Genomic DNA, 26,285 nt, shown 5'->3' on the forward strand with positions numbered 1-26,285 from the left:
GCTGCGCGATCAGCAGGGGTGGGGTCCGCTCCGCGGGCTCAGCGATCAGCGTGGGTGGGCTCCGCTCGGCGGGCTCAGCGATCAGCGTGGGTGGGGTCCGCTCCGCGGGCTGCGCGATCAGCGTGGGTGGGCTCCGCTCTGCGGGCTGCGCGATCAGCGTGGATCGTCGAACGGACCCGTGAGGGGCCTCGCGCCCCGAGCGGGCCCCGGTGCGCGTCCAGTCGGAGGCGGTGAGGCGTGCGAGGGGACGCGTTTCGGGGTCTGGCCCTGTGTCGGGCCCCGATTCGGGTCCGCTCGCGGGCCGACCCATGCTGGTCGAGTAGGCGCCGGAGGCGGCGTATCGAGACCCGGCGTACTGGGGGTGGGGGATCTCGATACGCCCGCTGCGCGGGCTACTCGATCAGCATGGGGCGGGGCGGGGCCGGCTCCGGGCGGTGGACGCCGCGGGGGCGGTAGCCGAGGGTGTCGGAGGCGCCGAGGAGGTCGGCGAGGTACCAGAGGACGGCGAGCCACATCTCGGTGCCCTGGAGGCCGGCGTCGGCGGCGTGCAGGCGGAAGGCGAAGCCGCGGCCGGGGCGCCACCGGCCGAGGACGTCCGCGAGCAGGGTCCTCGCCAGCGGTTCCACCTCGGCGGCGCGGTAGGTGCTGCCGCGGGTGAGCCAGAGCGGGTGGACGAGGTCGAGGGCGGCGCAGGCGTCGACGCGCTCGGGCCGGAACCAGCGGTCGTCGCGGGCGTGCCGGAGGACGGTGTCGCGGACGGCGTCGGGGTAGGGGAGCGGGCGGCCGTCCTGCACGAAGGTGCCGCGGGTCGCGCGGTACGCGCCGTTCACGAGCAGGAGCAGTCCGCGGTCGGCCGACGCCTCGCCCCACATGCCGCTGCGGGGATCGGCGCGGGTGAGCAGCCAGCCGTAGAGCGCCTCCTCGAGGCCGACCGGGACGGGATCGCCGCGGCGGCGCGTCCAGTGCAGCGCGGTGCCGAGCGCATCGACGTGGTGGCCGGCGTTCCACGGGTCGTCGCGCCAGCGCAGCCCGTCGAGCCGCGCGACCAGGCCCTCGGGGGTCTCCTCGGTCACGGCGGTCAGCGGCCCGGCGAACTCCGACCCGAGCAGGTCGAGCGCGTAGCCCGCGCTGAGCATCCGGTACGCGGCCTCCGGATCGGTCCACAGGTCGGCCCCCGGGACCGGCAGTCCGCGGAGCCGCGCGACGACCGCGGCGGGATCGACGCCGGGAGGAGGCGAGCCGAGCAGGAGGTCGGCGAGCTCGACCGCGTCGCCGAGCGCGCGGTCTGATGGGGCGGCGCCCGGCCGGTCGCGAAAGGCGGGCCCGTCGTGGAGTGCAGGTCCGTCCTGAGGCGCCGGCCCGCCGTCGACGAGCGCACCGCGCAGGATCCCCTCGATCTCCTCGCGCGCCCGATCCGCCAGGCGCGCGGCGTCCGAGACCTCCGCGGCGACGGGCGGCACCCGCCAGCGCAGCCGCCGCGCGGGGTTGCCGCCGACGACCGCACCGGCCGCCACGTCCTTCGTCACGACCGCGCCGGCGGCGAGCACCGCGTGGTCGCCCACCGTCACGCCGTCGAGCACGACCACGTGCGAGCCGATCCAGACGTCGTCGCCGATGCGGATGCCGCGCGAGCTCAGCGGCTGGCGGAACACCTCGGTGCCGGGCTCCATCGAGTGGTTGAAGCCGAGGATCGACGTGTGCGCGCCGACCCGCACGGCCGAGCCGAGGACGACGCTCCCGCGCACCACCGTGTAGGGGTTGAGCGAGCAGTCGGCGCCGATCTCGACGTCGCCCGTCAGGTACGCGCCCGCCGCGAGGTAGGAGCGGTCGCCCAGCACGAGGCGCTCGGGATCGACCGCGGCCGACTCCGCGACGAAGCAGTCGGCGCCGAGGCTCCAGCCGGGGTGCGCGGCCAGCAGCTCGCGCTGCAGGTCGAGCTGGCGGGACCGCTGCTCCGGCGCGGCCTCGGCCCAGAACGACCACGGCGAGTGCTCGTGGCGGTCGATCACCGCGCGCCGTCCGGCTGCCCGTCCGCCGGGCGCCCGGGCGCCGCCGTCGAGGCCCGGACGATCAGGCTCGGGTTGAGCTGCACGCGGTGCACGGGCCGCTCCGGGTCCTCGATCCGCTGGACGAGCAGCCGCACCGCGGCCTCGCCGACGCCGGCGCGCGGCGGGCTCACCGCGGTCAGCGCGGGCGTGAACAGCTGGGCGACCTCGTCGTCGTAGGCGATCACCGAGAGATCGCCGGGCACCGAGATGCCGCGGTTGAGCGCGAGGTCGACGAAGGCCATCGCCTCCGGGTCGGAGTGGACGAGCAGCGCGGTGACGCCGGTCTCGAGGGCCGTCTCCAGGGCCGCGTTGACCACCTCGGAGAAGTCGGCGCTGCCGCGGTCGGGCAGCGTCTCCTCGAAGTGGTCGGCGGGAGTGAGGCCGAGCGCCTCGCAGGCCGAGAGCCAGCCCGCGGCGATCTTGCGCGAGGTCGGCGAGTTCCGCGACAGGATCAGGCCGACCTTGCGGTGGCCGAGCTCGGCGAGGTGCCGGGCGGCGAGCACGGCGCCGAGCGCGTGGTCGGTGGTGACCGACTCGGCGGGCGTGCCCTCGGGCTCGAGGACCGCGTCGCGCTCGACCAGGACCGACGGGACCCCGCAGTCGGCGAGCCAGCGGAGGACGTCGCCCGAGTGCTCGGTGTCGGTGTTGGGGGCGACGATCAGCCCGCGCACGTCGCCGGAGCGCAGCAGGCGTTCGAGCACGGGGCGCTCGTCCTGCAGCTCGTAGGAGGCGCCGCGCAGGACGACGTCGTAGCCGAGGCTGCGCCCGGTCGCCTCCATCGCGTGCAGCACGCCGGGCCAGTAGTAGTTGAGCGAGGGGACCAGGACGGCGATCGAGCCGAGCTTGACCTCCTCCGGCTCCGGGGCGGGCGCCGTGTGGCCGGACGACCCGGAGAGGACCACCGCGCCGCCGTGCACGCGGCTCAGCAGGCCCTCGCGCTCCATCTGCACCAGGTCGCGGCGGAGCGTGACCGTCGCCACGCCGAGCGCCTCGGTGAGCTGGGAGATGCGGACGGCGCCGTCGACGCCGAGGGCCGCGAGGATGTGCGCCCGTCGCTCGGCGGCGAGGGGTGGGGACTGGGTCTGGTCGCTCATCGTTGCTCTCCGATCGGTGGGTCCAGGTCTATCGCGATCCGCAGCTCCCTGCGCGCCGTGGCGTCGATCTCCAGCAGCGTCAGCCGCTCGCCCCAGACGCTCGTGAGCATCGGATCGTCCAGCTCCCGAACGACGGTGCGGTGCTCGCAGGACGGATCCCAGGCGATCCGGAGCGGCCGCGCGCCGCCGAGCGGGCGGACCCGGGCGGCTCCGCGCTCGGTCACGACGTCTCCCGCGAGGAGCAGTCGGATCGCGGTGCCGGGCTCATCGTCCTGATCGTCCCACGGGGCGAGGTCCCAGCGGTCCTCGAGGACGACCCTTGCGGACGGGCGGTCGAGGGAGACGGTGCGGCGCCAGGAGCGCAGGCCCGTCCCGGGGTAGGCTGCGGCGAGCTCCGCGGAGAACGCGGCGGACGCGTCGCTCAGCGCGACCGAGACGTCCGCCGCGGCCGCCTCCCGCCCGGGCGGCTGCCCGAGCCCGCGGACGACGGGCAGGTTGTGCCACTCGCTGCGCATCGTCCAGATGCCGTAGCGCTCCGGGCCGAAGGTGGCGGCGGTGTAGGTGGGGCGGCCGGCGTCGACGACGACCGGAACGCCGTCGCTCGCCACCTGGAACGCGCCGACGTCGTTGTGGTTGTGGTGCTCGGCGTTGTGGCCGCCCTTGGCGACGAGCGTGAGGCCGGCCGGCGATCCCTCGACGGTGCGGGCCAGGAGGACCTGCACGGACTCGAGCCAGACCTCGCGGGGGAGTGGCGGGAGCGCCGCGGGGGCGGAGGTCCAGAGCGGGTCCGTCGCTCCGCGCAGCAGGCGGCCGAGTCCCTCCTTCTCGGAGGCGGCGGGCTCGCCGGGGGAGCGCTGCGCCGCGGCGTGCGCCATCGCCGCGGTGTCGCCGACCCGGCGACCGGCCCGGTGCACCGCGTGCCAGGGCTGGTCGCTCGACTGCAGCGCCTGGCCGTCGGCGTGCGCGACGTACCAGTCGCCGCCGAGGTGCGAGCGGTGCGGGAAGGCGACGGTCGCGCGCAGGGCGGGCACGGCCGAGGCGTCCCAGGCACCGCCGGTCGCGTGCGCGAGGACGTCGAGCGCCTCGAGGGCGCGGCAGGCGCCGTTCCACCAGTAGGCGTAGCCCTCGTCGATCGCGCCGTCCTCGGGGAGCACGGCGACGTAGCGGTCCAGGGCGGCGACGGCGCGGGTGACGACGGCGGCGCGCTCGTCCTCCTCGCCCGGAGCGTCGAGCAGGCGCAGGGCGGCGACCAGGACGTTGCCGGTGATCCAGGGGTTCCAGTTGTGCACGTCGCCGTCGAGGCCGAGCCAGTGCCACTCGTCGCGGGTCAGGAACGGGGCGAGCACGCGCTCGCGGGTCTCGCGGCGGATCCTGCGGCGCAGCCCGGGATAGCGGTCGTCGAGGCGCTCGCCGAGGACGTGGTCGAGCCAGGCGAGCTGGCCGGCGACCTCGCCCGCACCGAGGTCGAGGAAGGGGTCGGCGACGTCGGCGAGCACCGAGCCGTGGCGGCGCAGCGCGTCGTCGTGGGCCGGCCAGCACCAGGAGCTCTGCTCGCAGAGCAGCTGCACGCCGTCGGCGACCTGATCGAGCCAGAAGTCGGCGTCGGCCGAGCCGCCTGCAGTGCCGCCGGCCGAGCCGCCGCTCGTGCTCGCGGCCAGCAGCACCGCGCGGCTCAGCCGCCGCTGCCGCTCGAACGCGCGCTGCTCCCAGCCGTCCCGGTTCCCGTCGCGGTGCACGCGCACGGCCTGGCTCGCGAGCGGCTGCGGCCACGGCGCGAGCAGGTCGGCGGCGGCGCGCTCGGCGACCGCGGCCAGCGTCGGCGCATCGGCCGCGGCCCAGGCCTCCCGGTCGGCGGCGGTCGGCACCGGCAGCGACTGCTCGGGAGAGAGGAGCACCCCGCGCGCCGAGAGCGGACGGTCGGGCGAGAACGCGGCCGCGAGCGGGCCACGGAAGGACTCGATCACGCCCGGCGACGATGCCGGGGCGGGGTGCTGGGGCATGCAACTGATCATAATCAATCATTTTGCTTCAACCAAAACGTTGAGGTGATCGATTCCCGTATGTATAGTCCTGTTCTGTTCAGTGCCGCTCACGTCAGCGTGGGAGAGAGCGTGGACATCACGATTCAAAGGAGAACCGCCGTGGACGAGGGGAACCTCCGCGCCGACTGGACGCGCGAGCACTGGCTCGCCGTCGCGGACGCGCTCCTCGCCGCGGTGGCCCCCCACGCCAGCGCCGGTCACGGGCGGATCACCCTCCCCGGCGCCGAGGGCGGCTACGGCCGCGCGGTCGACGGCCTCGAGGGCTTCGCCCGCACCTTCCTGCTCGCCGGCTTCCGCATCGCCGGGGCGCGCGGCGAGGGCGTCGACGACCTGATCGACTTCTACCGCCGCGGCGTCGAGACCGGCGTGGACCCCGACGCGGAGGACCGCTGGGTCCGGATCGACGAGCACGCGCAGGCCAAGGTCGAGGCGGCGTCGATCGCCCTGGTGCTCGACCTCACGCGGCCCTGGATCTGGGACCGCCTCGACGCGCGGACCCAGCAGCGCGTCGTCGACTACCTCGCCCCCGTCGTCGGCGACGACAGCTACCCGCAGACCAACTGGGTCTGGTTCCGCCTGGTCGTCGAGACCTTCCTCCGCTCGGTCGGTGGCCCGTGGTCGGGGGAGGACGTGGCCGCGGACCTCGCGCGGCACGACTCCTTCGTCCGCGAGGACGGCTGGCTCGCCGACGGCGCGGAGCGCGCCTACGACCACTACGTCGGCTGGGCCCTGCACGTGTACCCGGTGCTCTGGGCGCGGATGTCCGGCGCGGCCGAGCTGGCCGCCCCGCGCGCCGCCGCCGACATCGCCCGGCTCGACCGATACCTCGACGACGCCCTCGCGCTGGTCGGCGGCGACGGCTCGCCGCTGCTGCAGGGCCGCAGCCTGATCTACCGCTTCGCCGCCGCCGCGCCGTTCTGGGCCGGCGTGATCGCCGAGGTCCCCTCGCACTCCCCGGGCCGGCTCCGCCGCGCCGCGAGCGCGATCGTCGGGCACTTCGCCGAGAACGGCGCCCCCGACGCGGACGGCCTGCTCTCGATGGGCTGGCACGACCCGTGGCGCGAGCTCGCGCAGTCCTACTCCGGCCCCGGCTCGCCGTACTGGGCGGTCAAGGGCATGCTCGGCATCCTGCTCCCGGCCGAGCACCCGGTCTGGTCGGCGGCCTCCGAGCCGCTCCCGATCGAGCAGGGCGACGACCTCCGCGCGATCGTCTCGCCCGGCTGGATCGTCTCCGGCACGCGGGCCGACGGTGTCGTCCGCGTCGTCAACCACGGCACCGACAAGGCGCTGCCCGGCGCGACGACCGGCGACTCCCCGCTCTACGCCCGCCTGGGCTACTCCACCGCCACCGCGCCGCTGCTCGACGAGCGCGGCTGGACGGAGGCGCTCGAGCAGAGCGTCGCGCTGGTCGACGCCGCGGGCGACGCGACCCACCGCACCGGCATGACGCCGACCGAGGTCCGCCTCGACGCGGACGGCCGGGTCGGCGTGGCCGGCTCGAGCTGGGACGCGCACTGGATCACTCCGGAGCGCAGCAGCCACCGCCACGGCGAGGGCCTGCGCGGAGCCGTCCGCGTCGCCGGCCGGATCAGCGTGCACTCGCTGGTCCGCGGCCCGTGGGAGCTGCGCCTCGTCCGGATCGACGAGCTCGCCGAGGGCGTGCGGCCGGAGGAGATCGCCCTGCGCATCGGCGGCTGGGCAATCGCCGGCGCCGAGATCGCCGCGTGCACGGACGCCGCGATGGCGGCCGCCTCGAACGGCCGCCTCACCAGCACCCTGACCTCCCTCACCCCTGGCGCCGCCCCCGAGGTCGTCGCCCGCGACGGCGCGAGCCCGCTCGGCCCCGCGGTCGGCGTGCCGACGCTCACCCTCCCGGCGGAGGTCGACGCGCTCGTCGTCGCGCTGGTCGGCCTCACCGGTGACGAAGCAGCCGGCTCGGAGGCCACCGTCGCGGGCCCCGCCGCCGTCGACGTCGCCGCCGTCGATGTCGCCACTGACGGCGACGCCCTGTCCGTGACGGCGACCTGGCCCGACGGCCTCGTCACCGAGCACCGACTCCCAGATTCCGGACGCGCCGCTCGGCAGCTCCGGTACCCGAGGACCCGAGGTGGAGTCCCGGACGCAGATGCAAAGGAGCAGCACGCATGAAGAGAAGATTCGCCGCAGCCGGAGTGGCCCTGGTCGCCGCCCTGTCCCTCACCGCCTGCTCGGCGGGAGGCGGCGGTGACGCCCCCGCGGCCGACGGCCCGATCACGCTCAGCCTCTCCGGCTGGAGCCTGAGCACGACGCCGGAGTTCCAGGCGCTCGCCGACGCGTTCCACGAGAAGGACCCCGACGTCACGATCGAGGTCAAGGAGTACGACGCGACCAACTACGACACCCTGATGACCGCGGACCTCGCGGCCGGCAGCGGTCCGGACATCGTCACGCAGAAGAACGTCAAGAACGTCGTCACCTACCAGGCCGGCGGCCAGCTCCTCGACGTCTCCGACATCGAGCTGCCCGACGACCTCGGCGGCGTGGAGGCCTACCAGGTCGACGACAAGCAGTGGGCGGCGCCCTACCGCCAGGACTCCTGGGTCCTCTTCTACAACAAGGCCCTCTTCGACCAGGCCGGCGTCGCCTACCCCGACGGCTCCTGGACCTGGGACGACTACGAGGCCACCGCCGAGCAGCTGACCACCGCGCTCGCCGCGGCCGGCAGCAGCGCCGCCGGCACCTACGAGCACAGCTGGCAGTCGACGGTGCAGGGCTTCGCGAGCGCGCAGACCCCGGACATCGACATCCTCGACGCCGATTACGGCTACCTCGAGCCCTACTACGAGCGCGCCCTCGCGCTCCAGGACGCGGGTGCGCAGGCGGAGTACAACACGATCGTCGCGAACAAGCTGACCTACCAGGCCGAGTTCGGCAAGCAGAACGCCGCGATGATGCCGATGGGCACCTGGTTCGTCGCGTCGCTGATCGCCCAGCAGGCGTCCGGCGACTCGGACACCTTCGACTGGGGCTTCGCACCGATCCCGCAGTTCGACGAGTCGACGACCGGCATGGACCAGACCCCCGTGACCTTCGGCGACCCGACCGGCTTCGGCATCAACGCCGGCATCGACTCGGGCAAGCAGGCCGCGGCCAAGGAGTTCCTCGAGTTCGCGTCGAGCGAGGAGGGCGCGGAGGTCGTCGCCTCCCTCGGCATCACCCCGGCCCTGACCAGCGACGCGGTCGCCGAGACCTACTTCGCGGTCGACAGCGCGCCGACCGACGAGGTCTCGAAGTTCGCCTGGTCGTCGCACGACACCAAGCCGGAGAACCCGACCTCGGCCAAGACGGCCGCCGTCCAGAACGTGCTCCTCGACCTGCACACCGCCGTCATGTCGGGCTCGACGAGCCTCGACGACGCCGTGAAGACCGCCGAGGACCGCGTGAAGAACGAAGTCGGCACGAACTGACTCCCCGCGGTGGCCGGCCCCGCACGGGCCGGCCACCGCCCCCCTCTTCTTCCCCCTCGGACCCTGGAGGTCTCATGACGACCCTCGCCGCCGCGGACGCCGGCCCGTCGACTCCGCCGACGCCGTCGCCCCTGCCGCCCCGACGACGACGCTCCGCGTACGCCGTCCGGAACATGCTGATCGGCTGGACCTTCATCCTCCCGAACTTCCTGGGCTTCGCCGCGCTCACGCTCGTGCCGGTGATCACCCTCTTCTACATGTCGATGACCGACTGGAACGTCTTCGGTCAGGCGAACTGGGTCGGCATCGCGAACTTCCAGCGCCTGATCGGCGACGCGAGCTTCCGCATCGCGCTGCTGAACACGCTCTACTACGCCGCGCTGCACATCCCGCTGACACTCGTCGTCTCGCTCGGGCTCGCGCTGCTGCTCAACAACAAGCTCCGCGGCGTCGCGTTCTTCCGCACGGCCGCGTTCTTCCCCTACATCACCTCGATCGTCGCGATCGCCGTGGTCTGGAACCTGCTCTTCAGCCCGGAGTACGGCCCGATCAACCAGCTGCTCGGCATGATCGGCATCTCCGACCCGCCCGGCTGGCTGACCTCGTCCGAGTGGGCGATGCCCGCGGTCGTGATCATCAGCACCTGGCGGGACATGGGCTACTACATGATCCTGTTCCTCGCCGGGCTGCAGACCGTGCCGCGCGAGCTGCACGAGGCCGCCCGCGTCGACGGCGCCTCGGTCTGGCAGCGCTTCGTCAACGTGACGATCCCGTGCCTGCGGCCGACCACCTTCTTCGTGACGGTGATGCTCACCATCAACTCGTTCAAGATCTTCGACCTGATCCTCGTGATGACGCAGGGCGGCCCGGGTCAAGCGACCCTCGTGCTCTCGCAGTTCATCTACCAGAAGGGCTTCCAGGAGAACCAGTTCGGCTACGCGTCGGCGGTCTCGGTCGTGCTCTTCCTGCTCTGCATCCTCGTGACGCTGGCCCAGTTCTTCCTCAACCGAAGGAGCGAGTCCCGATGACCGGACTTCTCATCCCCGACGGCGCTCCCACCGTCGTCGGCGTGAACGAGCCGCTGCCGCCGCGCCGCAAGGAGGCCGGCCGCTCCCCGGCGCGCAGGGCGGGCCGCGTCCTCGGCTACGCGGTGATGATCATCGCCGCGGCCGCGCTGCTGCTGCCGTTCTTCTGGATGATCACGAGCTCGGTGAAGACGCCGAACGAGGTCTTCTCGGTGCCGGTGAAGTGGTTCCCGGAGACCTGGGTCTGGAGCAACTACGTCCAGATCTGGACCCAGTCCGGCATGCTCACCTGGATCCGCAACACACTGCTGCTCGCGGTCGTCGTCACGGTGCTGCAGGTGCTGACCGGCTCGTTCGCCGCCTACGGCTTCTCGCGGATGCGCTTCCCGGGCCGCGACGTGCTGTTCCTGGTCTACATCGGCACGATCGCGGTGCCGTGGCAGTCGTACATGATCCCGCAGTTCATCCTGCTGTCGAACCTCAAGGTCTCGAACACCCTCTGGGCGATCATCCTGATCCAGGCCTTCGGCGCCTTCGGCGTGTTCCTGATGAAGCAGTTCTACGAGACGATCCCCGAGGAGCTCTCCGAGGCCGCCCGGCTGGACGGCCTGAGCGAGTACGGGATCTGGGCGCGGATCATGGTGCCGCTGTCGATCCCCGCGATCGCGAGCCTCACGCTGCTGACCTTCGTCGCCACCTGGAACGACTACCTCGGGCCGCTGATCTACCTGCGGAACCCGGACCTCTGGACGATCCAGCTGGGACTGCAGAGCTTCGTCAGCACCCTCTACGACGCCAACTACGCGCTGCTGTTCGCCGGCCTCGTGATCTCGGTGGTCCCGATCGCCGTGATCTTCCTCCTCGGCCAGAAGTACTTCGTCGAGGGCATCGCGACCAGCGGACTGAAGGGCTGATCGTGCGCCGCATCCCGAACGGCCTCTACGCCTCGCTCTTCGGCGTCGCCTACCTGATCCTGGTGACGAACGTGCTGCTCCTGGTCGCCTGCCTGCCGCTCGTGCTGCTGCTGGTGACGACGGATCCGGTGCTCTCCTGGCCGCTGCTCGCGGTGGCGCTGCCGCTCTGCGCGCCGGCCCTGATGGGCGCCGCCGCGGTCTTCGCGGCGCACTCGCGCGGCGAGACCGCGGTCGTGCGGACGTTCTGGCGGGCGTGGCGCGCGAGCTGGCGCCGCCCCGTGCGGCTGCTGGCCGCCGCCACCGCGGTCGTCGTGCTGGTGCTCGTCGACGTGCGGTTCCTCGCGCCGACGCAGATCGGCGTGGTCGTCATCCCGTTCCTCGCGGTCATCGCCCTGCTCGTGGTCGGCTGCGTCCCGGTGGCGCTCGTCGCCCTCGCGGAGGCGAGTGGATCGACGCTCCGGCAGGCCGTGAAGGCGGCGGTGTTCCTCGCCGCCCGCCGCTGGCACCTGTCGGTGGTCTCACTGCTGGTCCTCGCGTTCCAGGCGTACCTCTTCACCGCCTCGCCCGCGCTCGCCCTCGGCGTCTCGGCCGCTCCCGCCCTCTACCTGGTCTGGGCGAACGCCCGGTTCACCCTCCGCCCCGCGCTCGCCGCCGACCAGCCGGTCGCGGCCTGACCTCCCACGAAGGACTCTCCCCATGACGACCACTCCACCCACCACGGGGAGGACGACCACCGAGCAGGCCGTGGCGGACGCCCTCGAGGTCGTCCGCCGGATGATCGGGGCCTTCGGCTCCGCCTACCCCGACGACACCACCACGGACGGCCGCTACCCGATCCGCCCCGCGGCACAGGGCTTCGCGGCCGGCGCCAACCGCGGCTGGACGACGAGCTTCTGGCCGGGCATGCAGTGGATCGCCTGGGAGGCGACCGGCGAGGACGTCTTCCTCGACGCCGCCCGCGGCCACCTGCAGGACTTCGCCCGCCGCGTGCGGGAGGGCGAGGACCTGGAGACCCACGACCTCGGCTTCCTCTACACGCTCTCCTGCGTCGCTCCCTTCCGGCTCCTCGGCGACGAGCTCGGCCGCACCGCGGCGCTCGAGGCCGCCGAGCACCTGATGACGCGGTTCCTGCCGACGGCCGGCATCGTCCAGGCCTGGGGCGACCTCCGCGACCCGAAGCAGCGCGGCCGCACGATCATCGACTCGCTGATGAACATGCCGCTGCTGACCTGGGCCGGCGAGCAGACCGGCGACCCGCGCTACGCCGAGGCCGTCGCGCGCCACATCGAGGCGCTGCGGGTGAACATCCTCCGCCCCGACTCGTCGACCTTCCACACCTTCTACTGGGACGCCGAGACCGGCGAGCCGCTGCGCGGCGGCACCGAGCAGGGCGCGTTCGACGACTCCTGCTGGGCGCGCGGCCAGGCCTGGGGCGTCTACGGCTTCGCGATGGGCTTCCGCGTTCTCGGCGACGACGCGCTGCTCGAGGCGTCGCGGGCCTGCGCCGAGTACTTCCTCGCGCACCTGCCGCGGGACCTCGTGCCCTACTGGGACCTCGTCTACGCGGAGGGCAGCGATGCGCCCCGGGACAGCTCGGCGGCGGCGATCGCGGTCTGCGGACTGCTCGAGCTGGCGCTGGTCGAGACCGACGCCGAGTGCGCCGCGCGCTGGCGCGACGCCGCGCACCGGATCCTCGCGGCGCTGATCCGGGAGTGCGCTCCCGAGAGCCCCGAGGCCGCCGACACCGTCCTGCTGCACAGCGTCTACGACCTGCCGAAGAACGTGGGCGTCGACGAGGGCACGCTCTGGGGCGACTACTTCTACCTGGAGGCGCTGATGCGCGTCTCGCGACCGGAATGGCGGCCCTACTGGTGAGACTCGTCAGATTCGAGAGTGCCGAGGGCGCTCGGACAGGAGTCGTGCTGGACGGCGACGGCGACGGTGACGGCGACCGCGTGCTCGACCTGGGCACCGCGACCGTCACGGAGCTGCTCGCCGACCGCGCGCTGCTGACCGCGGCCCGGGCGGTCGGCACTGCGACGGTGCCGCTGGACTCGCTCCGCCTCCTGCCGCCGGTCGTGCCGGGGAAGATCCTCTGCATCGGCTACAACTACCGCGGGCACGTGCCCGCCGGCGGCGAGGACCGGCCCGTGCCGACGACGCCCGACGTGTTCGTCAAGACGCCGAACACCCTCGGCGCCCCCGGCGATCCGGTGACGCTGCCGCTGACGGCGACCGACGTCGACTACGAGGGCGAGATCGCGCTCGTGATCGGCCGCGGCGGGCGGGACATCCCGCTCGAGGAGGCGGCCGGCCACATCGCCGGCTACACCGTGATCAACGACGTCTCCGAGCGCACCTGGCAGGGCCGCTCCAGCCAGTGGACGCTCGGCAAGTGCTCCGACGGCTTCGCCCCGCTCGGCCCGTGGCTCGTGACGCCCGACGAGATCGCGGACACCGGCGACCTCCGCGTCGAGGTGGTCCGCGACGGCGTCGTCACCGTCTCGCAGAGCACCGCCGACCTGGTCTTCAGCATGGCGGCGCTCGTCCACCACCTCAGCGAGGGGATGACCCTCGAGCCGGGCGACGTGATCGCCACCGGCAGCCCGCAGAAGCTGCCGGAGGCGCTCGCGGCGCACCGCCCGCTGGCCGACGGCGACGCGGTGACGATCCGCGTCGACGGGATCGGCTCCCTCACCACGACCTTCCGAAAGGGACGACCATGACCGCCGACGTGCCCACACCCGCCGCCGCCGCCCCCGCCGCCTTCACCCTCGACGCCTTCCGGCTCGACGGCCGGGTCGCCGCCGTCACCGGGACCAGCCGGGGCATCGGCCGCGGCGCCGCGCTGGCGCTCGCCGAGGTCGGCGCCGACATCGCGCTGATCGACCGGGGCGACGCGAGCGAGACGGCCGAGCTGATCCGCGGGCTGGGCCGGCGGGCGCACCTGATCCGCCGCGACTTCGCCACCGCGACCGCCGCCGAGCTGCACTCCGCGATCGACGAGGTCGTCGGCGAGCTCGGCCGGATCGACGTGCTGGTCAACAACGCCGGCACGATCAAGCGCACCGCCGCGGCCGAGCACAGCACTGCGGACTGGGACGAGGTGCTGAAGGTGAACCTCGACTCGGTCTTCCACCTCAGCCAGGCGGCGGGCCGGCGGATGCTCGAGCAGGGCTCGGGCCGCATCATCACCGTCGCGTCGATGCTGTCCTTCCAGGGCGGCGTGCTCGTCCCCGGCTACACCGCCTCGAAGCACGCGGTCGCCGGGCTCACCAAGGCGCTCGCCAGCGAGTGGGCCGCCTCCGGAGTGACCGTCAACGCGATCGCCCCCGGCTACCTCGCCACCGACAACACCACCGCGATCCGCGCCGACGCGGCCCGCGAGGCCGCCATCCGCGGGCGCATCCCCGCCGGCCGCTGGGGCACCCCCGCGGACCTGCAGGGGGCCTTCGTGTTCCTCGCCTCGGACGCCGCCGCCTACGTCACGGGGACGATCCTCCCCGTCGACGGCGGCTGGCTCGTGCGCTGACGCCGCAACCCCCACCCCTTCTCTCACCGCACGACGACACCGCCCGACGACACAGGAGCATCCGACATGGAGCAGCGCTACGCCACCAACCCCTCGCAGATCCCCGGCATGACCACCGAGGACCTGCGCCGGGAGTACCTCGTCCCGGACGTGTTCGTCGCCGGCGAGATCCGGCTGGTCTACACGCACCACGACCGCATCGTGCTCGGCGGCGCCGTCCCCGCGGGGCAGCGGCTCGAGCTGACCGGCTACGAGGAGATCCGCAGCGACACCTTCCTCGAGCACCGCGAGCTGGGGATCGTCAACGTCGGCGGCACCGGCACGGTGACCGCGGACGGCGAGACGTACACGCTGGTGTCGGGCGCGTGCCTGTACCTGGGGCGCGGGATCGAGGCGGTGGCGTTCGAGGACGCCGACGGCTCGGGTGACGTGGTTTCGGGAGACGCGGGCGCGCAGTTCTACCTCTTCTCGGCCCCCGCGCACACCACGTACCCGTCGGTGCTCGTCGCGCCCGGCGAGGGCACCGTCCGCGAGCTCGGCGAGCAGGCGACGAGCAACCGCCGCACGCTCAACCAGTACATCCACGAGAACGGCGTGCGCAGCTGCCAGATCGTGATGGGCGTGACGACCCTGCACGAGGGCTCGATGTGGAACACCATGCCCGCGCACACCCACGACCGCCGCACCGAGTGCTACCTCTACTTCGACCTGCCCGAGGACGCCCGCGTCATCCACCTGCTCGGGGAGCGCCAGGAGACCCGGCACCTCGTCGTCGCCGACCGCCAGGCGATCCTCTCGCCGAGCTGGTCGCTGCACTCCGGGGTCGGCACCGCCGCGTACTCCTTCGTCTGGGCGATGGCGGGCGAGAACCAGGCGTTCGACGACATGGATGCGGCGCCGGTGAAGGACCTGGCGTGACGTCCGGATCCGCTGTCGGCGGCGTGCTGCTTGCCATGGGGGAGACCATGGCCGTGCTGGTGCCCTACGGCGGCTCGGTCGCCGACGCGGACGACTTCCTCGTCGATGCGGGCGGTGCGGAGTCGAACGTGCTCGCGCACGCGGCGGCGCTCGGCGTCCCCGTGCGCTGGCACAGCCGGCTCGGTGCCGACGCGCTCGGCGAGCGGGTGCTCCGGCAGCTCGCGGCGCGGCGGATCGACGTCTCGCGCGTCGTCCGCGACCCCGGTCATCCCACCGGCGTCTACGTGAAGGACCCCGGCCGCGGAGTCTCCTACTACCGAGCGGGCTCGGCCGCCGCGTACCTCGACACCGCCGACGCCGATGCCGCGCCGTTCGACGACGTGGCGCTGCTGCACCTCTCCGGGATCACCGCGGCGCTCTCGGAGCCGGCCGACCGCTTCCTCCGCCGCGCGGCCCTCCGCGCCCGCGACCTCGGCATTCCGGTGAGCCTCGACGTCAACTACCGCGCCGCGCTCTGGAGCGTCGATCAGGCGGCGCCGGTGCTCGCCGAGCTCGTGCGGCTGGCCGACGTGGTCTTCGTCGGCCGCGACGAGGCGGAGACCCTGTGGGGCACCCGCACCGCCGAGGACGTCCGGGCGCTGTTCCCGGACGTCGCCGAGCTGGTCGTCAAGGACGGCCACATCGGCGCGACGGTGTTCTCTGCGGATGTCGATGCCGATGCCGATGCCGATGCCGATGCCGGTGCCGACGCTGCCGGCTGGGTCTTCGAGCCCTCGCACGAGGTGGAGGTGCTCGATGCGGTCGGCGCGGGCGACGCCTTCGCCGGCGGCTACCTGGCCGCCCTGCTCCAGGGCGCCGACCCCGGAGCACGCCTGCGCCGCGGCCACGACCGCGCCGCCCTCACCCTCGCCGTGGCGGGCGACTCCCTCGACGAGAGAACGGCACGACGATGACTGCGTTCACCACCATCACCACCGCGACCACCCCGACTGCAAGCCCGACCGCGAGCCCCTTCGACGAGGTCTTCGCAGGCGCCCCGCTGATGGCGATCCTGCGCGGCATGGGCGTGGAGCGCTCGATCGCCCTCGCGACGACCGCCTGGGACCTCGGCATCGACTCGGTCGAGGTGCCGCTGCAGACCGCGGAGGACGAGGTCGCCCTCCGTGAGGTCGCGCGCCTGGGCGCCGAGCGCGGCAAGACCGTCGGAGCGGGCACCATCGTCCGCCCCGAGCAGGTCGCGCTCGCCCGCCAGGCCGGCGCCGGCTACCTCGTCTCGCCGGGCCTCGACCAGCGCATCCTCGCCGCCGCCGGTGCCGTCGACCTCCCGCTGCTGCCCGGAGTCGCGACGCCGTCGGAGGTGCAGCTCGCCGCCTCGCTCGGCCTCACCTGGCTGAAGGCCTTCCCCGCCACCTGGCTCGGCGCCGGCTGGTTCAAGCACATCCGCGGCCCCTTCCCCGGCATCCGCTTCGTCGCGACCGGCGGCCTCGACGCCGCCAACGTCTCCGACTTCCTCGACGCCGGCGTCCGCGTCGCCGCCGTCGGCTCCGCCCTCGAGGACCCGGCCCAGCTCACCCGCCTCGGCGCCCTGCTCGCCGCCGCCCGCCCCTGACCGCCGCCCCGCCGGACCCGAGCCCCGCCGGACCGCCGAGCTGCGGGGTCCGCTGCATGCTGCTCGAGCAGCCCGTGGAGCGGTCCCTCCATGCTGATCGAGTAGCCCGCCTGACGGGCGTTGCATGCTGATCGAGTAGCCCGCATCGCGGGCATATCGAGATCCCCTGTCGTCCGGTGGGAGGGTCTCGATACGCGCTACGCGCTACTCGACCAGCATGAAGGCGATCTGGGGTCCGCATTCCTCATGTTCGGGTGGGGCGCGCAGCGGGCACCCCATGCTGATCGAGTAGCCCGCGGAGCGGGCCCGCCATGCTGATCGAGTAGCCCGCTTCGCGGGCGTATCGAGATCCACCGTCTGCCGGGCCCGGGTCTCGATACGCGCTGCGCGCTACTCGACCAGCATGAAGGCGGTCCGCGGTCCGTATGCGCGCTGCCCGGCCAGGCCGCAAGGCGCGTACGCAAGCTGATCGAGCAGCACGCCTCGCGGGCGCTGCATGCTGATCGAGTAGCCCGCAGCGCGGGCACGCCATGCTGATCGAGTAGCCCGCAGAGCGGGCGTATCGAGATCCACCACCGTCAGAACGGTGCGGGCACGTTGTCGAACCGCGGCCGCGGTGGCCGGTCCGGCGGCCGCCCGGGCAGAGGCGGTGGCCGGTTGCTGATCCGCCGGCCGGTCGGGCTCGTCCACTCGATGGTCCCGTGGTCGTCGATCCGGTCGTAGCTCCACTGCTCTCCGTGCCGGACGTGGTGGTGGCTCGTGCAGAGCATGACGAGGTTCTCGAGCGAGGTCTCGCCGCCGTTGCGCCACTCGATCGTGTGGTCGGCCTCGGCTGTGGAGGCCGTGCGGGTGCAGCCGGGGAAGCGGCAGGTCTGATCGCGGAGCTGGAGGTGGAGGCGCATCTGCGCGGGTGGGACGCGCCAGGTGCGGCCGACGGAAACGACGGCTCCGGTGTCCTGATCAGTGAGGACGCGGGTGAAGGACGCCGCCGTGCGGATCATCTCGCGAGCGACGTCGGCGGGGACCGGTCCGTAGCCGTCGAGGTCCGCGGGTGCGTCGTCGAGACCCGCGGCGGTGGACGCGGCGAGGGTGAGGCGCACCTCGGCGCGGACGCCGGGGACGAAGGTCGGGTCCGGCCGGTTCTTGGAATCGGGGGTCGTGCCGGCGACGTCGCCGTCGCAGAGCAGGTCGATGGCGGCGTCGGCGCTGAGCTGCTGAAGGGTGCGGGGGTCGCCGTCGTCGCGGAGGGTGCGGGCGATGCGCCGCAACCGGTCGTAGGCGCCGGAGACGACCGGTGCAGGAGCGTGAAGGCAGAGCGTCGCCATCCCGTCGACGTCCGGGGTGACCCAGACGGCGCGGTCCTCCCGGGCGCGGGCGTGCCGCTCGGCGAGGGGCTGCTCGTGCAGCTCCTCGCGCCAGCGACCGAGGGCTCGGCGCAGCTGCGTCGTCGTCATCGTGACGGCGGCGTCGGCGGCGCGCTCATCGAGTGCCTCGCGGGAAGCCTCCGGGAGGCTGCTGGCCGTCCTGCAGATGACTTCGCCCGCATCCCACAGGATCCGGCCGTCGCGCAGCAGCGCGCGGGTGAGGGGCAGGTGCTCCATCAGCATCTGCGCGGTCTCGAGGCGGCGTGAGGCCTCCCGCTCGGAGACGCCGAACGTGGTCGCGAGCTCGGCTCGGATGGAGCGCTCGACGAGGTCGCGGGTCTCGCTGCGGGACGTTCCGCGGGCGAACGCCTCGGGGACGCTGAGCGCGAGCCGGTACCCGCGGTGCATCCGCTCGGCCGCCCTCAGGCGCGTCGAGGAGGCGGCGCGCTCGGCGGCCGCGGCGTCGTGAAAGCAGTCGCGCACCTTCGCGAGTGCTGCCGCATCCTCATCTTCTGACATACAAGTATTGAATCAGGGACCACCGACATCGGGGCGGGGGCAGAGGCCGATCGGGGAGAGCGCAGGCGGATCGGGCGCTGGGGAGGAGGCTCGCTCCCGGATGTCTCGGCGAGGGTGGGTCTCGATACGCCGCCGGAGGCGGCTACTCGACCAGCATGAATCGACCTGCGGCTTGCGCGACCAGCAGGGAGTGCCCTGCGGGCTGCGCGACCGGCATGAGGCGGTCGGCCAGGCACCCTGGCTGCGGACTGTGCCCCCCCCTGCTGATCGAGTAGCCCGCGCAGCGGGCGTATCGAGATCCGCCCGGGCCGAGACGAGAGCCTGCAGACCACCGTTGTTGCGGTGGTGGGTCTCGATACGCCCTTCGGGCTACTCGACCAGCATGGGCCGCCCCTGCGGGGCTACTCGACCAGCAATCTGCGGGCATCTCCCGCGAGCAGATCCGGGGTCAGCGGCGGCGGCGCAGCAGGGCGTCGACCGAGAGGCGGCCGGCTCCGGTGAGCGCGAGCGCCACCGCGCCGGCGGCCAGCACCAGGACGAACTCGATGCCGCCGGTGGCCGCGAAGAAGCCGCTCGGCAGGTGGACGACGACGAGCGCGACGAGCGCCGTGATCGCGAGGCCGGCGGCGGCGATCCGGGTCAGCAGGCCGACGATGATCGCGGCGCCGCCGAGCAGCTCGGTGAAGGCGGCGACCGGGGCGAGGACGGCCGCGAACGGGATCCCCATCGCTCCGAAGCCCTCGGTCGTCGCCGCGAGGCCGTCGACGGCGATCTTCTGCCAGCCGTGCGCGAGGAACACGGCGCCCAGCGCGAGGCGGAGGACGAGCAGTCCGGCGGAGGCCCCCGGCAGCGCGCTGCGGCGGGCCGTGGAGGAGGTGGTCGGGCGGTCGAGCGTGGTGGTCATGGCGTGCCTTCCGGTCGGAGCGGATCTCGAGGGGGAGTGCCGCACGCCGTCGTGCTCGTGCTCGACCGTAGGCGCGACCGCCGCCCGCACGAGCGCCGTGGAGTGGACACTGAGAACTCGCACAGGCTCACCCCAGGCTCCAGCCCCCGCACACGCCGGAGCCGACGCCGCCCTCCTCACGAAGGCGGCGCCGGCTCCCGCACGGGTCCTCAGCAGCTCGCGGCCGGATACTCCTCGCTCTGCTCCCGCATCACGTCCTCCCCGTCGACGGTGCCCGTCACGGTCAGGTCGACCGCGTCGGCCGGAACCGTCTTGGCCCGGGTGGTGAAGGAGTGGAACGCGCTCTTCCCCGGAGCGACGGCGGTGAACGCCTTCTCGCCGTAGGCCGTCGTCATCGTGATCCCCACCGGCACGTCGGCCGTGTTGACCGCGGTGACGCCCAGCTGCACCTTGCCCGCCACGCACCGGCTCTGCACCGTCACGTCCAGGTCCGGCAGTGCCGGCGCGGCGGGGGCGACCGCCGCGACTCCGAGCCACGAGATCACCGGCTTCTCCCCGCCGGCGCCCTCGTTCGTCACCCGGTACTCCACCGTGGTCGGCGCAGCGAGAGTGAAGGTCAGCGCCCCGGTCAGCGGCGTGCTCGTGCCCGACAGCGGGATGTTGCCCTTGGCCAGCTCCACGCCCCCGGCCGAGACGGTGTGGTTCATCGTCCGGCTGAGGTTCCACCACTCGGTGAACCCGCCCGTCAGCGTGTACGTCCCGGCGGCCAGCGGCAGCCGGTAGATCAGCTGCGTCGTGTCCTGGTAGAGACCGGTCGAGAACTTGTCGTTCACGTCCGTCCCGGTCTTCACCTTCATGCCCTCGGGCGCGAAGCCCCACTGGTCGGCGGCGGTCGAGGCCCGGTCCGACACGGCGTTGAGCAGCGACGGGACGGCCGCCTGCACCGCGCCGTACTGCGGCGAGGAGGTCGCCGCGGTGCCGGAGTCGATGTAGTAGACGAGCCCCTCGGGCACGACCTCGTAGCGCGCGGTCACCTTCGCGCCGTTCGCGAGCGTCCCGCGCAGGGTCACCGGCGCGTAGTCGGTGCGGGTCTGCGCCGCGGAGTCCGCGTCCCAGGTGACGCCGGTCGAGGCCCCGTCGACCGTCAGCGTGGTCGGCAGCGCCGCGCTCGCGGTGAGCGCGCCCTGGTAGCCGAGGTCGCGGGTCACGCTCTGGACGTAGACCAGCGCGAGCCGCGCGTTGTAGCCGCTCGTCCCGTCGGTCCCGAAGGACACGTCCACGACGCCCGGCGCCGCGAGGGTCACCTGCTGGCGCACCGGCGTGGCCGCCCCGGTCGAGACCGCGGTGGCGCGCTTGGTCGTGCCGGCCGCGGTGACGGTCGAGACGACGTTGGTGGTCAGTCCGGCTCGCGGCGCCTGCACGGCGACGATGTCGTAGGTGCCGGCGGGCAGCGTCAGGTGCGTCACGACGGGCTTGCCGAAGTCGGCCGGCACGTACGAGGAGCTCCAGTCCGCGGGGTTGCCCGGCACGACGGCGCCGGTCGACGTGGTCGAGTAGCCCCACGTGCTCCCCGCGGACACCCCGTCCCACTTCCGGTCGGCGGCGTCGTTGAGGACACCCGGCTGGCTCGCCTTCACCGCCGCGTAGGCGGATCCGGCTGCCGAGCCGCTCGAACCCGAGTCGACGAAGTAGCGCAGGTCGGCCGGAGTGACGAGCAGCGGTACCGAGAAGCGCTGGAACACCCCGGTCGCGGCGACCTTCTCGGTGGTCCGGCCGGTCAGCCGCACCGTGCCGAGCTCGGCCGTCCCCGCGAGGGCCTGCGCGGCTCCCGCGTCCCACGTGACGGCGCGCTCGGCGCCCTCGAGGGTCACGGTCTTCGGCAGTCCGGCGGAGGCGGTCCCGGCGATCAGGCCGAGGTCGCGGACGTCGGTGCTCACGCCCTCGGGCACGAGCTCCGCTGCGGTCCGGCTGAGGCGCGCCACCAGAGCGGCGGCCCCCTCCGCGTCGAGTCCGTAGCCGGCCGGGTCGGCCAGCGCCGATCGGGCGGAACCCACGACGCTCGTGAACGGAGCCCAGGAGGAGGCGCTCCACTCCGCCTCGACGAACCGCTCGGCCGTCGCCAGCGCCGCCGCGAGGGCGGCCGTGTCGACCGCGGACGAGTCCGCGTTCGCGACGACCACGCCGACCGCGTCGACGTTGAGCACGCCGTCGTTCGCCGTCTCCAGCACCACCGTGTGCTCGCCGTCCGCGAGACCGCGGAGCTGGAACGCCGTGCGCTCGCTGCCCGCCGCCCAGGTCGGCGCGTTCGTCGCCACCCGGACGCCGTCCACCGTGACGTTCAGCGTCGCGGCCCCGGTGTTGCTGCCGAGGACGTCGAGACCGGTCCCGGTGAAGGAGTAGCTCAGCGCCGCGCCCTTCCCGGTGCTCTTCGACGCCGTGCGCTGCCACTCGAACATGCCCTGGCCGTTGACGTGCGTCCACTGCTCGTCGAACTCCAGCACCGGAGTGCTGCTGTCGCTCCAGCTGGTCTGGTGCATGCCGTCGACGACGGTGGAGTAGTAGGGAGTGAAGCCGGGCACCTGCTCGACGACGAGGTCGTCGAACTGCGTGAACGTGAAGGCCGAGCCGAGCTGCACGCGCCCCGCGGCCTGCGGCGCCGGGTCGGTGTACGCGGCGACCTGCACTCCGTTGAGGTAGGCGGTGTACTTGTCGCCCGCCACCTGCACGGCGATCCGGTTCCACACTCCGGTGCCGGTGCGGAACGCCGTGCCGGGGGTGGCGGAGGCGGTGCCGGACGCGACGGAGGTGCCGTAGCGCAGCAGGCTCCAGGCGCCCGTCGCGTCGACCCGCAGCTCGGCCGCGGAGACGTTCTGACCGTTGGGCGTCCCGCCCTGCTCGCGGGCGCCGAGGGTCGCGTACGGGGTGCCGCCGTTCTCGAAGAGCACGTCGACCGAGGCGCGGTAGTTCGCCCAGCGGTAGTCGCCGATCGTCGTCTTCGGGTCGCCGCCGTTCCAGGCCGAGCCGTTCATGCCCGGGCCGACCTGCTGGCGCAGCACGCGGTCACGCGCCGCATCGCCGGTGGCCACGGACTCGAAGGCGCCGTTGGTGTCGTTCGTGTAGCGCGGGATCGCGCCGTCGTCCTCCGGCTGCACCGCGGGGGTGCCGGCGGGCTTCGCCTTCGCGCCGCGGCTGTCGAGGAAGGACTCACCGGAGTCGCCGAGCGCGCCGGTCGCCGGGTCGTAGGAGCGGATGTCCGCGGCCTCGGCGTAGTCGAAGTCGTCCGCGTAGAGGACGGAGTCGGTGGTGACGCCGTTGACGTCGCCGCTCGCGTCGGTATCGAGCACGTCGCGGCCGCCGTCGGCGTCGGTGTACTCGGGCGCTGTCGGCAGGGTCGAGCCGTAGCCCTCACGCGGGGTGAGGACACCGCCGGCGCTCGCCGCGTGGTCGAGCGTGGTGGCGGTCGCCGTCGACCAGGGCTTCACCGTCACCGTGTAGGTGCCGTCCTGCGCGGACAGCTCCGACACGGGCACGACGTAGTTCGCGTCGTAGGCCTCACCGGCGTCGGCCGCGCGGGTCTCCCAGACCTCCATCGTGCGGTCGTCGCCCAGGTCGAGGTCCTCCGCGGAGATCGCGTAGGTCCTCTCGAACGGGCTGTCGTTGACGATCACCGTGGAGAAGTCCGAGCCGTCGGGCGCGGCGAGCGTCGTGTACGACACCGCGCCGGTCGACGCTCCGCTGGGCGGGTTGCCGCCGCCGAGCGCGCTGCCGGAGGCCTGCGGGATGCCGCGCCAGACGCCCGCGGTGTTGTCCTCGTTCTCCCAGCCGAGCTGCGCGAACTGCGTGTACTGCTCGACCGCGGCCAGGCCGCCGTCGTAGTACAGCCAGCCCGACCACGGGTCGCGGGCGCTGACGAGCTCCTTCGAGGAGTACTGGAAGCCGTCGTAGAAGGAGCCGATCGCCGGCTGGAAGATGTTCAGGGTCCGGAGCGACTTCGCGAAGCCGGAGGTGACCCAGTTGCTCATCTCGAGCGCGCTGTTGGTGCCGCCGAACTCCGTCCCGGTGCCGCCCTGGCCGTCGGGGTTGGTGTTGTTCGGGCGGTCGGCGGAGTTGGAGAAGGTCGCCTGGCCCTCGGAGTTCCAGATCTCCTTGTCGTAGGTCTGCGCGAACTTCTTGAGGTTCCCGTTCGCGTCGTCCGAGGTGGCGTAGTGGAAGCCGACGACGTCGACGGCGTCGCGGAGCGACGGGTCGGTCGTCGAGTTCAGCTGGTCGCCGAAGGAGGTCGGGGGAGTGCCGACCGTGTCCGCCGCGACCGTGCGGATGGCGCGGTAGCGCTCGCCCTCGTCCGCCGAGGCGAAGCCGTTGCTCGGGTCCTGCGCGCTCGCGCCCTCGTAGCCCTTGGTGTCGGTGCGGAGCCAGGTGGAGAACTTCTTGTAGAGCGCGGCGTTCGGGCTCGTGGTCTCGTTGGTGTCCGGGTTGATCGAGTCGACCATGATCCCGTACTCGCGCTCCGCCGCCAGGACGGTGTTCTTGAACCAGATGTACTGGTCCTCGTCGCTGGTCACCCAGGTGGGGCGGCTCCAGCGCAGGATGCTGACGTGCACGTCGCCCTCGGCGACCTTCTGCGCGTCCGCCGCCAGCTGGAAGCCGGGCTCGCGCTGCACGTTCGGGTACTCGTCGCGCGAGCGCATCGTCGCGACGTTCGGCCCGGTCGAGGTGTTGCGGTCGTTCCCCATCTCGATCTTGATGGTGGTCATGATCGGGTGCTCGCCGCCGAAGAGCGTCTCGATCAGCTCCCAGTACTTCTCGGGGTGCTGCGACTTGTAGTCGAGCAGCAGCGCGCTGGTCGAGTTCGCGGAGAGGATGCCGAAGCCCTTGAAGGTCAGCGCGTTCACGCTCTCCGCCGCCGCGGCGACGTCGGCCGCGGTGACGGTGACGGCCTGCACGTCCGACGGCGCGGCCTGGGCGGCCGGCACCTGGGCGAGCCCCGCGGCGAGCAGGGCGCCGAGCGCGGTCGCCGCGACGAGGGTCCGTCCCCTCCCCTCCTTCCTGCGGTGCGGCCTGCTGGGCGAGGGGGGCTCGGGCTGCGAGCCTCGAGCGTGCCGGGGAGAGCGGTTGAGCATGAGTGCGCCTCGTCGTCGAGTCGAATGGGATGAGCGATCCGCCAACTCCGATCATTTCAGAACATGAGGAGAGCGCTCGCTGTGGTCACCGTATCCGAGCGGTTTCGCGGGCGCAACGGCTCGAAGCGGCTCGCGAGCAGGGTCTTTCCTCCTGGAGCGACCACGGGATAGTCTGCTCGGCAGCGCGGAACGCCCTTCCTCGATGATCGATAATGATCGAAAGAGAGGGTCGGGACGTGCGACGACGAGTCGGCGACGAGGCCGACCGGAGAACGGAGAACCCCCGCCATGACCACCCGCCCCACCCGGATCCGTCCCCTTCTCACCCGCGGCGCCGCCGGTCTCGCCGGTGGCCTGCTCCTGCTCGGCGTCGCCGGCACCGCCTTCGCCGACGAGCAGCAGGGCGCGGACGACGTCGACGTCAATGTGCAGATCGCGCCGCTCACCACGCCCGGCTCGCTCTCGATGACGGTCGCGAGCGACTCCACCGCGCTGACCGAGAACGGCTCGACGGGCGTCGTCCGCCAGTTCACCGGCACCTTGCCCACGGTCACCGTCACCGACACCCGCGACGCCGCGGACATCCCGGCCGGTGCCGGCTGGTACGTCCTCGGAACCGCCAGCGACTTCACCTCGTCGACCGGTGACACGATCGGCGCGGAGAACCTCGGCTGGGCCCCGAACCTGATCGACGGCGGCGACTCCGGCCTCGTCGCCGAGGGCGACATCGTCGACCCGATCATCGACGGCGGCCCCGACGGCGTCGGCCTCGTCGACCAGGAGCTGCTGGCGATCACCAACGACAGCGCCGGAGTCGCGGAAGAGGGCTCCTGGACCGCGAACGCGGCCCTGACCCTCAAGACCCCCACCACCGTCGACGCGGGCGACTACAGCTCCACCCTCACCCTGTCCCTCTTCGAGTGACCCCGTGGCACGCCGGCCGAGTAGCCGCCGCAGGCGGCGTATCGAGACCCGGCGTGCTGGACGCGGTGGATCTACTCTGAAGAGACGCCCGCAGCCATGCTGGTCGAGTAGCCCCGCAGGGGCGTATCGAGACCCACCCACCGCAAGGACGTCGGTCTCTTCCCCGCCCTGCGATGGCGCCGGAGGCGCCCCCTCCGCTCGATACGCCCGCTGCGCGGGCTACTCGATCAGCATGAAGCGCGCCCGCCGCCCGGGCTGCCCGACCAGCATGAAGCGCGCCCGCCTGTGGGTAGGCCGCTCAGCATGAAGCGGGCCGGCCGTGCGGGCAGGCCGATCAGCGTGCGGAGAACCCGCTCCGCGGGCAGCATGCTCCGGGTCCGCCGTGCGGGAGGTCACGCGTCCGGCACATGCTGGTCGAGTAGCCGCCTCCGGCGGCGTATCGAGACCCGCCCTCCTGGGCACAGCGGATCTCGAGACGCCCGCTCCGCGGCCCACTCGATCAGCACGAATCCTCGAGTGGACCCGCGACGGGCCTCGAGTCCCGAGCAGGCCCCTGTACGCGTCCACTCGGCGCTGCCTGCTCGCGCGAGTGGACGCACGTCGGGCCCCGCGCCCGGGCCGAAGCCCGTTCCGGGTCCACTCGCGCGCTCGCCCCATGCTGGTCGATGAGCCGCCGCCGGCGGCGTATCGAGACCCGGGCTGCTGGGGACGGTGGATCTACTGGGAAGAGACGCCCGCACACATGCTGGTCGAGTAGCCCCGCAGGGGCGTATCGAGACCCGCCACCGCATGCACGTCGGTCGCGTCCCCGCCCTGCGCTGGCGCC

18 protein-coding genes are annotated in these 26,285 nt (G+C 73.0%); 12 read left to right on the forward strand and 6 right to left on the reverse strand.

Going from position 1 to position 26,285, the window contains the following annotated elements:
- Positions 1 to 392: 392 nt before the first annotated feature.
- From MT351_RS20160 to MT351_RS18480, 3 genes are read right to left on the reverse strand one after another with little or no spacing between them, the layout of a single operon-like run.
- Positions 393 to 2,009 carry an acyltransferase gene (locus MT351_RS20160; RefSeq protein ID WP_308197776.1) on the reverse strand — a complete coding sequence of 539 codons (1,617 nt, stop codon included), beginning with the start codon at positions 2,007 to 2,009 and terminating at the stop codon, positions 393 to 395.
- Positions 2,006 to 3,142, reverse strand: a complete 1,137-nt coding sequence (locus MT351_RS18475; protein ID WP_243582912.1) for a substrate-binding domain-containing protein — start codon at positions 3,140 to 3,142, stop codon at positions 2,006 to 2,008. Before MT351_RS18475 ends, MT351_RS20160 begins: the two co-directional genes overlap by 4 nt.
- A complete protein-coding gene (locus MT351_RS18480; protein WP_243582913.1) occupies positions 3,139 to 5,142 on the reverse strand; it encodes a heparinase II/III family protein in 2,004 nt (667 codons plus the stop codon). The genes MT351_RS18475 and MT351_RS18480 overlap by 4 nt, the downstream gene beginning before the upstream one ends.
- A gap of 141 nt (positions 5,143 to 5,283) precedes the next feature.
- On the opposite strand from MT351_RS18480, the gene MT351_RS18485 reads away from it, so the two are divergent.
- The 11 genes from MT351_RS18485 to MT351_RS18535 all read left to right on the forward strand — a co-directional run bounded on the left by MT351_RS18485 (position 5,284) and on the right by MT351_RS18535 (position 16,628).
- Positions 5,284 to 7,332, forward strand: coding sequence for a DUF2264 domain-containing protein (locus MT351_RS18485; RefSeq protein WP_243582914.1), 2,049 nt, complete (start codon positions 5,284 to 5,286; stop codon positions 7,330 to 7,332).
- The gene (locus tag MT351_RS18490) at positions 7,329 to 8,630 is read left to right on the forward strand and encodes an extracellular solute-binding protein (protein ID WP_132435616.1); all 1,302 of its coding nucleotides are present in this window, start codon (positions 7,329 to 7,331) and stop codon (positions 8,628 to 8,630) included. Before MT351_RS18485 ends, MT351_RS18490 begins: the two co-directional genes overlap by 4 nt.
- A gap of 74 nt (positions 8,631 to 8,704) precedes the next feature.
- Positions 8,705 to 9,658: a carbohydrate ABC transporter permease gene (locus MT351_RS18495; protein ID WP_243582915.1), complete on the forward strand. Its 954-nt coding sequence runs from the start codon at positions 8,705 to 8,707 to the stop codon at positions 9,656 to 9,658.
- Positions 9,655 to 10,569 (forward strand): carbohydrate ABC transporter permease, encoded by a 915-nt coding sequence (locus MT351_RS18500; protein ID WP_243582916.1) that lies wholly within the window; start codon positions 9,655 to 9,657, stop codon positions 10,567 to 10,569. Before MT351_RS18495 ends, MT351_RS18500 begins: the two co-directional genes overlap by 4 nt.
- A 2-nt stretch (positions 10,570 to 10,571) precedes the next feature.
- Positions 10,572 to 11,243, forward strand: a complete 672-nt coding sequence (locus tag MT351_RS18505; RefSeq protein WP_243582917.1) for a ferredoxin-NADPH reductase — start codon at positions 10,572 to 10,574, stop codon at positions 11,241 to 11,243.
- A gap of 22 nt (positions 11,244 to 11,265) precedes the next feature.
- Positions 11,266 to 12,444: a glycoside hydrolase family 88 protein gene (locus tag MT351_RS18510; protein ID WP_123706195.1), complete on the forward strand. Its 1,179-nt coding sequence runs from the start codon at positions 11,266 to 11,268 to the stop codon at positions 12,442 to 12,444.
- Positions 12,445 to 12,488: 44 nt separating this feature from the next.
- Entirely contained in the window at positions 12,489 to 13,295 is an 807-nt protein-coding gene (locus MT351_RS18515; RefSeq protein ID WP_243582918.1) for a fumarylacetoacetate hydrolase family protein, read from the forward strand.
- On the forward strand, positions 13,292 to 14,101 hold the full coding sequence (locus tag MT351_RS18520; RefSeq protein WP_132435604.1) for an SDR family oxidoreductase: 810 nt from the start codon (positions 13,292 to 13,294) through the stop codon (positions 14,099 to 14,101). The genes MT351_RS18515 and MT351_RS18520 overlap by 4 nt, the downstream gene beginning before the upstream one ends.
- A gap of 66 nt (positions 14,102 to 14,167) precedes the next feature.
- Entirely contained in the window at positions 14,168 to 15,019 is an 852-nt protein-coding gene (gene kduI / locus MT351_RS18525) for a 5-dehydro-4-deoxy-D-glucuronate isomerase (RefSeq protein WP_243582919.1), read from the forward strand.
- On the forward strand, positions 15,016 to 15,972 hold the full coding sequence (locus MT351_RS18530) for a sugar kinase (protein WP_243582920.1): 957 nt from the start codon (positions 15,016 to 15,018) through the stop codon (positions 15,970 to 15,972). The genes kduI and MT351_RS18530 overlap by 4 nt, the downstream gene beginning before the upstream one ends.
- Positions 15,969 to 16,628 carry a bifunctional 4-hydroxy-2-oxoglutarate aldolase/2-dehydro-3-deoxy-phosphogluconate aldolase gene (locus MT351_RS18535; RefSeq protein WP_243582921.1) on the forward strand — a complete coding sequence of 220 codons (660 nt, stop codon included), beginning with the start codon at positions 15,969 to 15,971 and terminating at the stop codon, positions 16,626 to 16,628. Before MT351_RS18530 ends, MT351_RS18535 begins: the two co-directional genes overlap by 4 nt.
- A 578-nt stretch (positions 16,629 to 17,206) precedes the next feature.
- Here MT351_RS18535 and MT351_RS18540 read toward each other — a convergent pair.
- The 3 genes from MT351_RS18540 to MT351_RS18550 form a co-directional block, all read right to left on the reverse strand.
- Entirely contained in the window at positions 17,207 to 18,511 is a 1,305-nt protein-coding gene (locus tag MT351_RS18540) for an HNH endonuclease signature motif containing protein (protein ID WP_243582922.1), read from the reverse strand.
- Positions 18,512 to 18,959: 448 nt separating this feature from the next.
- Positions 18,960 to 19,415 (reverse strand): DoxX family protein, encoded by a 456-nt coding sequence (locus MT351_RS18545; protein WP_243582923.1) that lies wholly within the window; start codon positions 19,413 to 19,415, stop codon positions 18,960 to 18,962.
- 209 nt (positions 19,416 to 19,624) lie between these two features.
- Positions 19,625 to 24,535 carry a hypothetical protein gene (locus MT351_RS18550; protein WP_243582924.1) on the reverse strand — a complete coding sequence of 1,637 codons (4,911 nt, stop codon included), beginning with the start codon at positions 24,533 to 24,535 and terminating at the stop codon, positions 19,625 to 19,627.
- Between the two features lie 288 nt (positions 24,536 to 24,823).
- On the opposite strand from MT351_RS18550, the gene MT351_RS18555 reads away from it, so the two are divergent.
- On the forward strand, positions 24,824 to 25,459 hold the full coding sequence (locus MT351_RS18555) for a hypothetical protein (protein WP_243582925.1): 636 nt from the start codon (positions 24,824 to 24,826) through the stop codon (positions 25,457 to 25,459).
- The last annotated feature ends 826 nt before the right edge of the window (positions 25,460 to 26,285 follow it).

It is taken from the genome of Rathayibacter sp. VKM Ac-2926, assembly GCF_022815565.1.
Lineage (GTDB): Bacteria > Actinomycetota > Actinomycetes > Actinomycetales > Microbacteriaceae > Rathayibacter > Rathayibacter festucae.